The sequence below is a fragment of the Pedobacter sp. 01T416_2 genome (genome assembly GCF_056398925.1).
Window position 1 is genome coordinate 1 of sequence record NZ_JBFTQI010000162.1, and the last position, 9155, is coordinate 9155.

The following is a 9155-nucleotide window of genomic DNA, read 5'->3' on the forward strand; positions in this document are numbered from 1 at the left end:
GTTGAAAGATTGATCTATAATGCTTTGAATAGCCTGGTAAATGAACTTTTCTGCGTTGTAGCAGGGCATAACCACCGAAATCCTAACACCTTTCGAGCTTTCTTCATGTCCAAAAAAGTGAAACGGAGCGATTTTCTGGTTATCAAGAATTGGAATGGATTTTGATCCGATAGCTGGGGAGGAGTGGGCTTTCATTATTAATGTTTCCAAGCTTTTAAGATGTTTGGATACAGTGAAGTCCGTTTTTATCCGGGATCTTCCAGCATTGCCTAATCGTTTGGCAAATTCGGGGGATTCCAAAATCTTAATCATAGCTCTGCTCATTCCATCTACATCGAAATAGTCAACAAGCAACCCTGTTATTCCATCTAAAATAACGTCAGGGACGCCACCATGTTTTGTTGAAATTACTGGCAGGGCTGCAGCCGATGCTTCCATCACTACTATTGGGGTTTCAGCTGAATTACAATGTTCAGAAACAACAGAGTGTTGTATAAAAGCGATGGATTCCGAAAATAGTTTTTGTAGGCTTTTTTGGGATACAGGGCCTATCAATCTGATATTTGACGTTAATCCCCATTCCCTAACCAAGTCTTTGCATTTATCAAAAAATGGGCCATTGCCGGTAAATATTAAAACGGCTTCGGGATAGAGAGCAGTTACATTTCTAAAAGCAGTTATAGTTAACGCAAATGCCTTTTTGTCTATAAACCTTTCTGCTGCTATAAATTGCTTTTGTTTAGATTTTGGCCTCAAATTRAGATAATTCTCATTGGGGCCGTAATATGAAATAACCATTTTCTCTTTTGGACACCCTATTCTCAGCAAGTCTTCATACATTTTATTAGATACTACAATGATAAAACTAGCATAATTAAATACTTGAAGATACTTCTCATAATATCGAGCAGATATTTCTTTACTTGCATCATACCCATGAAAATGAACAACCAAAGGAATATTCAATGATTGGACTACATTCAAACTTTCGGCTGCTGTTATGCCAAATTCAGTCAAAACGCAATCAATTTGTTCTTTTATAAATGATTCTCTAAGTTTAAGTTCTGGCAAAGTTAAATTCTGATAAAAACCGTGCTCCATATTATATGGTAAAATACCTATGGGCTCTAATCGCTTGGGAATAAGCCCATCAAAATAAAACTTGATATTAAAACGCAACTGTCTGTGAACTTGGATAAAAGTTTCTGAATAACTCTCCTTAACTGGTGCGAGAATGGCTAGATTGATCATCAATTATTGTAAAGAGTTAATCAGAGGTGTAAACAACTGATGCTTTTAGATTATAAATATAAATACGAAAATTTTAAATTTCATCAACTAAAAAATTTTCTAAACATTAAGTGTTCCAGAGTGGAGAAGCAATCTTTTCATTGTTTTGTAATAAACCGGCTGAAGAATGAGAAGTGTCTCCAAATACTATCGAAAGCCATCAGAATGTCGTCTTGGGAGCGGATGGGTATTTCATTAATGCGGTTTCCTCACTTTTGAAGATCCAAAATGACTACTCCCAATTATTTAATATTTCCAGTACTAATTGGAAAATCAGGTTCCGGTTTCTAAAACAATGCTGATCTGTTGTTTTACGATATCAGTATTAACCGCTTCTTTAAGTTGTTTAATCAATTGGGCTTCACTTTCGGCTCTACCATGTTTATAAGGTTTTGGAGGATTTAGGTAAATTTCGGCAGGGTACCATCCATCATCAGTGACACTCATTTCCAAAATCTTGATCTGTACTCCGATTATTTTTGAATGTGTGATAATCAGCGAATATTTAAAATTATAGAGGTCCTGGTTTTCCTTTTTCAGATAACTTGCTTTTAAAATTCCCAAAATTTTTCCTTCGTAAGCATCATACAGGGCTTCCGTAAATTTCGATAATACGCCGTATGGAGCGGTATTAAAGGAAGTGTTTTTATTTAACTCATCTTTTTTCGGCCAGAGATTTTCGTAGTCGTTCATGTCAAAAATTATTTAATTCAAAAAATATGGGTAAATGATCGCTGAAATTAGATTTGTCAGGTGTAAAATCGGCTTTTATAAATTCTTTTCCACCTTGATGTCCAACAATATACTCAAAACTTGAAAGGCTAAAGTTAGTGATAAGTTCTTTTCTTATGATTACCTGGTCAAGGATATACCAATAATAGTTGATATCCGAGCTGCTGCTGAAAAAATAAGAACCACTTGGTCGTCTGCTTACCGTGGTATTTTCAGTTGTGTGATCGCCGAATTTTGACCAGGATGGATTATAGTATGAAAAATATGGTATTTCATAGAAGCTATTCATTCCTATTAATTCTTGGCTGGGTAAAGCAAAGAAACCTTTGTGATTGATCATGCCCAGTTCAAAGGGATTCATATTGAAATCTCCAAAAACTATACTTCTAAGTTTTTCTTTATGCTCGGTTACTTCGATCTGTTTCTTGAATAATTCTGCAAGATCAAGTTGCTTGTTGATGCTACAGTACATCCTGCTTGGAAAATGAAGGGGTACCAGAAGGAATGACTTTTTATTAACGGTTATTTTAAAAAAAAGCATTCTTTCAAACCTATTTAGGTATCCTGTAAAATATTCAGACTCATCGGTTGTCACATTGGCAATATCAGAAGGGCGAAAGGGGACAGAATAAGTATCAAGAAGTTCAATTTTAAAAGCCTGGTTCTTTTTATAAAAAGTGTGCAGCCACGCAGATTCCGGATCTGTACCTCTCAGATAAGTTAATCCGGTTCTTTTTTCAATATCTTGAACTAAGGTGTCCGTATTTTTCTTGTCCGTATTTTTACAGATCTCAGCTAAGACCAGAATGTCCACATTTTTTGCTTTCGCCAGCTTTTCGATCTCTGGAGCTAGGGTGTCGAGTTTCTGATATACGTTCCAATAAAGTGTTTTGAGCATAAAAGGCTTAATATTCTGGCGTTATATGTCTTCAAAGATATATAACAGTATTAAAATAACATAGGTATGGATAATTAAAGCTAGAATGTTATTTTCTTTAAAATTTAATATCCTTGATATGTTCTTCAGCAGTACCGTCTTTGAAATAAACCCTTGTTTTTATCGGAAATTGCCCGTAAACAATTAGATTGTGTTCGAAATTTGAATCAATGTTTACTTGGGTTGGCAATAACGTAACAATCGGGTGTGGCATGGTTGCGTCTAGAAAGTATACTACAGAATCAATTGGTTTCTGTGCAGTGACAGTAAGCATAGCTTTATACCATTGTTTACGTTGAAAGAACCACCTATGCCTCGCGCTTGCATCTATTTTAAAATCAGCAAACAATTGGGTCGGGTCTTCATCTGATGGCGATTTGGGTTTAATGAGATCACACTCTGAAGGGATCCATCTAGGAGAACTATAGTACCGCGCATAATTTGTACGAGCTTCTGTATAGGATTTTGTCTGAGCAAGTATTGACTCCCATGTAGCCTGATGTGTGTACTTGGGATTCATAATTTCATTAAAGGCCTCTAGGAAACTTCTTGTGAAATATGAGCCTTTCTCGGTCTGAACGGCCTTAAAGCCGGGTTGTGCAGCGGTAACCATTACATTGTCACATCTGCTAAACAAAGCTTCGAGTTTATTTTTGTTAAATAGAGGTTCAGGACTTAAATCTTCACCTGTAAATTCCTTTCCTATCAGCATCAGTGTCCCCTGATTATTTAATTGGATATAATTACTGCAGGCATCAATTAAGGTCACAATGAATTTCGGCTTTTGATCTAATAACTTTTTGTGAAGCTGTGAAGAAGCAAGTGGAATGTTTGGTATAAAGATATTTGGGAATTTCGCAGGATCCCCCTTTTTCAAGAAGCCGTGACCGCTGTAGTAGAAAATGACGATATCCTTTTTGGTGATTTTCGGTAAAATGTTATCGATTAGCTCATTTACCCCTTGTGTCGTTAGTTCAAGGCCTGAAAGTGTATGTTCTACAAATCCGTATCCCATTGATTTAGCAATCTTTTGAGATAAGTTTTTCATTCTTGAGTGATCGAGTGCTGAACCTTCCCTCATCACACGGTCTTTGTCTGCAGTGCTGCAAAGAAGAAAGGCGTGAACACGCTGCGCAGCAGCTGTCTTAAAGGCCATAGCCAATAAAAAAATAAAAAAGAGACGCTTCATATTTTATAACTAGTTATTAATATGTAAATTAGATGTAACTAAATTAAACAAAATTATGAAAAAGCTCTTATCTGTCCTTTCAATAGGACTATTATTGTTTTCCTGCAATGACAAATCCGCTGGCATAAGCGATGAAGATTTTAAATCCATGGTTGATTCAGTGAAGGCCAAAGATATTCCTGGGAATAAAGTTATCAAGTATGAAACCCTTACCGCTATGTCTCCAGAAACGGCGAGTAAAGTCCCTGAATTGCTAAATGAGAACAAGCCGGAATGTTCAAATCTTCCTACGGCTATAAGTCAGCTTAATAGCGGTGCGGGTTTTGAAATGTATAAATTTACCTCTGATGCTTCTGCCTCGGCTTCTGCGATGGGCTTTTCTGGAAGTATTGGGAAAAAGGAAATACTGATTATTCAAGATTATGTGCGGTATAAACTTGTCGAATGTGACGGTGCTCAGAAAAAAATAGGTATCGGACTGAGGTGTTTCATTCACGTGAAATCAATTAAATCTAAGTTTGGGGGATCTTTACCAAATATTGCTGCAAGTGCTCAATTGGACATGGCTTCCGCCACTTTTAGCTTAAAATCACTTGGTTTTGGTATGGACGGGAGTCTTATCGCTGAAGGACTAGGATCTCAAGGAGATTATAACGTAGATAACTTTGGTAAGCTTGCAATAACTTTTAATAATGTATTGAAAACGTTGAACGCCAGTAATACTACAATTTCGATTAGTCCAGTAGAATTGCCTTAAGTGTGAAGTAATCATATTTAGTTTTAAAAAGGCTGATAAATTATATTTATCAGCTTTTTTTTGTCCTATTTTTAGTTGATATTTTTTCAACTACATTGTCTTGCTGGCCAAGAATTTAACCAGTATGTTTCTTATAAGCAACTATTGTTTCAACTTATACCAGGTTTTTGTCCGTAGTTTTTTAACTGATTTGAAAAAGACCATTCACTTAATACCAAGATCCCAATTTCCTTTTTATTTCTTGACCTGCCTTTTGGACGCGCTTTTTCTGCAATTTTTCCAAGCTCGGCCATAAAGTTTTGCGTTCTGCGAAACTTTGATCCAGTTAAGCAATACCGCTTGATGGATTAAAGTTTCTTTGATGGTAAAGTTCATTTCTAATTGGCAACCGATGTTTTTTGTTGCCGCCTGCCTGATGGGCATCTGTTCGGTCGGGCTTCTTTTTTATTTCTTAAAAGTTTGGTGCCGGGCCCGTGGGGAACCTGGAGGGAATGGTACGGCTGCTGTTTCCAGTGGTGGTGTGGCTGATGTGATGGGAAAGGTGAGGTTGGAGGCCGGGGTTCAGGAGGTGCGAATGTCGGAGCTGGTTTTTGACCGATCAGGGAATGCGGAAAATGTGGAGCCTGCGGAACGCATGGCTAGTGTGCAAAGTGTGGGAATGGCAGATGATGTGATGGATGAGGTGAGCAAGTGTTTTGATTTGATCGGGGAAATGGACGGTAAGAAGGAGGATTTTATACGGATGATGTCGGGGCTGGAGGGGATCTATCCGGAGATGGCGGATCATCCTGTGCTGGCCGAGGTCCGATCAGGCGTTTCGCCCAGCATTACTTCTGAGCATCCGCATAATGGATAATTCCTTAACGTTGAGCGGTAGCTGATCTTTTCCGCTTTCCGCTTTCTTTTTTCTATGGGTTATCTTTTCTGAGGTGATCGTGGGTACCACTCTGCCCTTTTGGAGAAGCAAATTTCTGAACAATCCTGTTTCCGTCAAGGCCGGGCCCCTGCGGGGTCTGCTCGAAAAAAATCTTCCCTGCTCGCTTCGCTCTCGAGGTTTTTTTTTCGGCAGAGCCTTGTCTTGAAAACAGGACCGTAGTCAGGTGAGGGGCTTATCAAAAGGACAGGAGGCTCCTGCCGACTGACATAAATTATTAGCCCATGGAAAAATTAAACGGTAGAAGCCCACCCACAGCCCAAAGGCCTCGCATGGCGCAGGATGCGCCACGGCTTAAAGCAGTTTCCCCGATAGGGGATGTTATAGGAATCATTTTAAACAATTATTTAAATCAAAAAATCATGAAAACGAATTTAATCGAGAACGGAAAATCAAACGGTCAGTTAACAGGTACGCCAAAAGCGGATAGTGCAGGAGTAAAAGTTGCCCAGGATGGGAGCAATGGAAGAGGTGCGGGGGCGAAAAAGGATGATAAGGAAATTAACGGTGCTGTTAATGGAGAGGCAAAAAAGGAAGAAGTAAAAGGGACGGAGGTGAAGCAGGAGCCGACCAAGACGGAGATCAAAGAACAGTTGGCGGAGCAAAAGCCTGCGATGAATCTGGAGCAGGTTTTAAAAATGGTGGAGAGCCTGCACCGCAAAAAAATCCAAAGGGATAAATTGGTTGAGACCATTACGACTTTGGAGGAGTTTGAGGTGAAACAGTTGGAGGATGCGGAGGAAACGGGTATCGGCCAGCACCAACGCTGTGAACTAATGATTGAGGATGACAAGGGGAATGAGTTCAAGACCAAAAACCCTTTTATCATCAAAGAGGTTGCCGAGCGTGTCAGAATGCTTTGTGTGGGCAGGCTTTCGGAGATTGAGGGCGAAATGGTTGTCCCTGCTTAATTATTGTTGCCCCCGTTTTTCGGGGGCAATGATTTTTTAGATTTTAATAGTAGATACAATGAAAATGGAACATGTTTTTATCGTGCTGCGGGCTGTGGTCAGCACGCCGCACGAAAATATTGAAGATACGATGAATGAGATTTTAGCACAGGGGAGCTGTTTGCTGACCAATACGAAGAATGTGGGATTCTTCAAGGTCAGTCTTTCGATGATCACCAATGTTGAACCAAAACCAAAAGAAAATGGCACATCAGATTAATTATAATAAAAACACGGGAAAGCACAGCTTTTTCAGTGTTCGGGAAAAGGCCTGGCATGGGCTGGGTACAATCGTGGAGGACTATCCGAAGAGTAGCGAAGCGATAAAATTTGCAGGGCTTGATTTTGCGGTAGAAAAACGGCCTCTGTTTACGCCGAATGCCTTGGCGATGGATCTGCTGGATTTTCCCAATACAGTTTATCTGGGCGGTGGGAATGAAGGTCTTTTGGTGCCGAATGCTTTTGCAACCGTCCGTGCAGACACGCAGGAAGTTTTGGGCGTGGTGGGCAGGGATTACAAGATTGTACAGAATGTTGATGCCTTTGCTTTTTTTGATGCGATTGTTGACGGTGGTGAGGGTATAAAATATGAAACTGCGGGCTGTCTTGGCAAAGGTGAACGTACATTTATCACGGCTAAACTGCCCGACTATATCCGTGTGGGGCGGAACGACTGTATAGAAAAATACCTTTTTCTTTCCACCACCCATGATGGGAGCGGAAGTATAACTGCTGCGTTTACACCGATCCGCATATGTTGCCAAAATACTTTGAATGCGGCAATGAAGAATCTGACGGGTTGTATGCGCATCAAGCATACCGCGGGAGCGGTAGACAGGTTGAGGGAAGCGCACAAACTTTTGGGGATTTCCAATCTATTGGCAAATGAGATGGAAGGATTATTTAACCGCTGGAGCAGGGTAAAAATTACTGATAAATACCTAAAGCAGTTGATACAGGTTGCTGTGGTACCGAACTGCGAAACTTTGGAGGCGGTACGGAATGGCAGGGAGGACGGACTTTCTACCTTTTATCAAAATACGGTGGAGCAGGTTCTGGAATATGCATTAAGCAGCCCCACCCAGCAAATGGAAACCACAAAAGGTACTTTGTTCGGGGCTTATAATGCGGTTACGGGATACCATCAAAACTTAAGAAATTATAAGGATGATGAAAGCAAGTTTAAATCCATTATGTACGGTACAGGTTTGAAGCACAACCAAACGGCTTTTGATCTCTGTACGGCATTTGCAAAGATGGGGGCGGATGCGCTGAATTAGGTGGATTTAATTTTTGATAGCGGTCAGCCTTTGGGGCTGGCCGTTTTTTTAGCCCGTGAAAACCGCGGGCCGCCCGCTGCTGCTGCGCAGCAGACGGGCGGCGCTTATGCGCACGAGGTGTAGAAAAAGATTTTGAAAAGTGGGATAAAGGATTTAAGTTTGCTAAAAATATTAGTAAAATGAAGCCTAAAGATTTGCAGGGTAACGGTGGGTTTATTGCTGAGCAGAGCCGCCGCATGGGAAATTACCAGAGTGCTCCAAATGCAAATTACCGTCCTATTTATGATGAGGCGGTGAGTAAGAGGCTATGGATCTATGATCCTGAAATTAAACGCTGGCAGACACCCGAAGAGTTCAAAAAAAATGAAGAGAATATCACTACTGGAGACCTGAAACGCTATAGCAGGTTAAAGGTAAAGGATCCTAAGGAGGGCATTGAAGCTGCATTCGTGCAGATTGAGGATTTAAAGAACCGGATGGAAATCTTTGTGAAACGGGTGCTGGAATATTATCGAAAGAAATAATTTTAATGCATAAAAGGTGAATGTATTGCTAATCATCTCATTTATTTCAGTTGTCCAAGATTTAAACTTAAATTAGTAGATTAATGCTCAGATCAGTTATGAAAAGAAAAGTATCTGCTACAACACAGCTACTACATGATTTATTCACGCAATACCAAAGCACTTTCCTTGCGTTTTGCGAACTTATAAATAATTCAATCCAGGCCCATGCTCAAAATATCAGCATTACGATTGATTATCCTAAAGATAATGAACTTTCAGCTACTCCAATTAGAAAGATAGAATTAAAAGATGATGGAGTGGGTGTATACCTAGAGGATATTCAAGATAAACTTTTGGATTTTGGAGATTCATCAAAAAAAGGTGGAAAGGGGATTGGGCGTTTTGCTGCATTACAGATAGGATCCAATATTGTTATTGAAACAGTCGGGTTTGAAAAATTAACCAAAACGTTTTCTAAGTCAACCATCCCATTTAATGAACAGTATATTAAAAGCGTAAAGAAAATTGAAGATCTTGTAATTGATACAGATGAAAAGCTTCTAACTGGAGATCATAATAC

The 9155-nt window shown here is 39.7% G+C and carries 11 protein-coding genes; 7 read left to right on the top strand and 4 right to left on the bottom strand.

Translation table 11 applies throughout. The annotated features are described in order from the left end of the window. From AC1DPQ_RS09140 to AC1DPQ_RS09155, 4 genes are all read right to left on the bottom strand, one after another. The coding region (locus AC1DPQ_RS09140) for a glycosyltransferase family 4 protein (protein ID WP_477608920.1) at positions 1–1251 on the bottom strand (1251 nt) is incomplete at its 3' end. Between the two features lie 312 nt (positions 1252–1563). Next, complete coding sequence (locus tag AC1DPQ_RS09145) at positions 1564–1983, bottom strand: hypothetical protein (RefSeq protein WP_477579100.1); 420 nt, start codon at positions 1981–1983, stop codon at positions 1564–1566. Position 1984: 1 nt separating this feature from the next. Continuing rightward, positions 1985–2920 carry an exonuclease/endonuclease/phosphatase family protein gene (locus AC1DPQ_RS09150; protein ID WP_477579101.1) on the bottom strand — a complete coding sequence of 312 codons (936 nt, stop codon included), beginning with the start codon at positions 2918–2920 and terminating at the stop codon, positions 1985–1987. A gap of 97 nt (positions 2921–3017) precedes the next feature. Then, positions 3018–4148: a caspase family protein gene (locus AC1DPQ_RS09155; protein ID WP_477579103.1), complete on the bottom strand. Its 1131-nt coding sequence runs from the start codon at positions 4146–4148 to the stop codon at positions 3018–3020. A 55-nt stretch (positions 4149–4203) separates the two neighbouring features. On the opposite strand from AC1DPQ_RS09155, the gene AC1DPQ_RS09160 reads away from it, so the two are divergent. From AC1DPQ_RS09160 to AC1DPQ_RS09190, 7 genes are all read left to right on the top strand, one after another. Further along, entirely contained in the window at positions 4204–4905 is a 702-nt protein-coding gene (locus AC1DPQ_RS09160; protein ID WP_476767445.1) for a hypothetical protein, read from the top strand. A 361-nt stretch (positions 4906–5266) separates the two neighbouring features. Then, positions 5267–5761, top strand: coding sequence for a hypothetical protein (locus AC1DPQ_RS09165; protein WP_477579105.1), 495 nt, complete (start codon positions 5267–5269; stop codon positions 5759–5761). A gap of 440 nt (positions 5762–6201) precedes the next feature. Continuing rightward, on the top strand, positions 6202–6750 hold the full coding sequence (locus tag AC1DPQ_RS09170) for a FlaG family protein (RefSeq protein WP_477608922.1): 549 nt from the start codon (positions 6202–6204) through the stop codon (positions 6748–6750). 58 nt (positions 6751–6808) lie between these two features. Beyond that, positions 6809–7009: a hypothetical protein gene (locus tag AC1DPQ_RS09175; RefSeq protein ID WP_477583778.1), complete on the top strand. Its 201-nt coding sequence runs from the start codon at positions 6809–6811 to the stop codon at positions 7007–7009. Next, entirely contained in the window at positions 6993–8069 is a 1077-nt protein-coding gene (locus tag AC1DPQ_RS09180; protein ID WP_477583780.1) for a DUF932 domain-containing protein, read from the top strand. Before AC1DPQ_RS09175 ends, AC1DPQ_RS09180 begins: the two co-directional genes overlap by 17 nt. 179 nt (positions 8070–8248) lie before the next feature. Then, on the top strand, positions 8249–8593 hold the full coding sequence (locus AC1DPQ_RS09185; protein ID WP_477583782.1) for a hypothetical protein: 345 nt from the start codon (positions 8249–8251) through the stop codon (positions 8591–8593). A 98-nt stretch (positions 8594–8691) separates the two neighbouring features. Next, a partial coding sequence (locus AC1DPQ_RS09190; RefSeq protein WP_477608924.1) for an ATP-binding protein occupies positions 8692–9155 on the top strand: 464 nt, incomplete at its 3' end.

What these genes read in the sequence shown, in the direction of transcription:
- AC1DPQ_RS09145 (WP_477579100.1), bottom strand. Translation starts at nt 1,983, where the DNA reads ATGAACGACTACGAAAATCTCTGGCCGAAAAAAGATGAGTTAAATAAA.
- AC1DPQ_RS09150 (WP_477579101.1), bottom strand. Translation starts at nt 2,920, where the DNA reads ATGCTCAAAACACTTTATTGGAACGTATATCAGAAACTCGACACCCTA.
- AC1DPQ_RS09155 (WP_477579103.1), bottom strand. Translation starts at nt 4,148, where the DNA reads ATGAAGCGTCTCTTTTTTATTTTTTTATTGGCTATGGCCTTTAAGACA.
- AC1DPQ_RS09160 (WP_476767445.1), top strand. Translation starts at nt 4,204, where the DNA reads ATGAAAAAGCTCTTATCTGTCCTTTCAATAGGACTATTATTGTTTTCC.
- AC1DPQ_RS09165 (WP_477579105.1), top strand. Translation starts at nt 5,267, where the DNA reads ATGGTAAAGTTCATTTCTAATTGGCAACCGATGTTTTTTGTTGCCGCC.
- AC1DPQ_RS09170 (WP_477608922.1), top strand. Translation starts at nt 6,202, where the DNA reads ATGAAAACGAATTTAATCGAGAACGGAAAATCAAACGGTCAGTTAACA.
- AC1DPQ_RS09175 (WP_477583778.1), top strand. Translation starts at nt 6,809, where the DNA reads ATGAAAATGGAACATGTTTTTATCGTGCTGCGGGCTGTGGTCAGCACG.
- AC1DPQ_RS09180 (WP_477583780.1), top strand. Translation starts at nt 6,993, where the DNA reads ATGGCACATCAGATTAATTATAATAAAAACACGGGAAAGCACAGCTTT.
- AC1DPQ_RS09185 (WP_477583782.1), top strand. Translation starts at nt 8,249, where the DNA reads ATGAAGCCTAAAGATTTGCAGGGTAACGGTGGGTTTATTGCTGAGCAG.